This window comes from Myxococcus virescens, from assembly GCF_900101905.1.
In the GTDB taxonomy this organism is placed as follows: domain Bacteria; phylum Myxococcota; class Myxococcia; order Myxococcales; family Myxococcaceae; genus Myxococcus; species Myxococcus virescens.
This window is the reverse complement of the sequence record NZ_FNAJ01000052.1, coordinates 1-1,233: the sequence shown is the minus strand read 5'-3', so window position 1 is coordinate 1,233 and position 1,233 is coordinate 1. Positions and strand designations below refer to the sequence as shown.

Sequence of the window (1,233 nt, the reverse complement as noted above, 5' to 3'; positions counted from 1 at the left end):
CACCGCGTAGTCCGCGTACTGCACCTCCAGCTCCGCCAGCGGTGACTCGCGCCCCTGCGAGTACGCCTCGTACAGAGCCACCAACTCCCTCACCAGCACGCCCATCGACCACCCGTCCGACACGATGTGGTGCATCACCAGCACCAGCACGTGCGCTTCTTCCCCCTCCTTCAGTAGCGTCGCCCTCAGCAACGGGCCCGTCTCCAGATTGAACGGGCGCTGAATCTCCTCTTCGATCCAGCGCCGCACCCTGGATTCGCGCTCCGCTTCCGGTTCGCTGAAGTCGAGCTGCTGGAAAGGCTGAAGCGGATCCGTTGCGATGACCTGCACAGGTTCACCGCCACTGACACGGAACGTCGTGCGCAATGACTCGTGCCGCCGCACGAGTTCACTGAAGCTGGCCTCCAACGCGGTCGTTTGCAGACGCCCAGTCAACTTCACCACGGAGGGGACGTTGTAGAACGGACTGCCTGGCTCCAACTGGTCGAGGAACCACAGCCGCTGCTGCGCGAATGACAGCGGTAGCGCATCGCTCCGAGAAACGCGCGTCAGGGGTGGTGCTCGAACCGCCGCCGCTGTCGTCCCGCGGGATGCGTCAATCCGTTCGGCCAGCTTCCCCACTGTGGAAGTTTCGAAGATGTCTCGCAGCGGGAGCTCTACCTGGAGTTCTTCCCTCACTCGCGACACCAACTGCGTTGCCAGCAGCGAGTGTCCGCCCAACTCGAAGAAGTCTTCGTCGACGCTGACGCGCTCGACGTTCAGCACCTCGGCGAAGATGGACGCCAGCTTCTCCTCAGTCGCCGTGCGAGGCGCCTCGAACTGTGCCGTCTTCGGCCCCTGGGCATCCGGGGCGGGCAGCGCCTTGCGGTCCACCTTTCCGTTCGGCGTCAGCGGCAGCGACTCCAGCACCACATATGCTGACGGCACCATGTACTCGGGCAGTCGCTGCTTCACGTGGCTTCGCAGTGCCCCCGTGTCCAGCGAGGCACCTTCCTGCGCCGTCACGTAGGCCACCAACCGCTTGCCTTCGCCCCCATCCTCCCGCGCCACCACCACGGCTTCGTTGACGCCACCGTACTGGGCCAGCGCTGCTTCCACTTCACCCAACTCGATGCGGTACCCACGCACCTTCACCTGTGTGTCCGCTCGGCCCAGGAACTCCAACGTCCCGTTCCCCAGCCACCGCACCACGTCCCCCGTGCGGTACAGCCGCTCTCCTTCGCCGAATGGGCT

General features: G+C 65.0%; 1 protein-coding gene. It reads right to left on the bottom strand.

Annotated elements, in window-relative coordinates:
* Positions 1-1,233, bottom strand: a 1,233-nt coding sequence (locus BLU09_RS38010; RefSeq protein WP_143043294.1) for a condensation domain-containing protein, incomplete at both ends; no start/stop codon positions are given.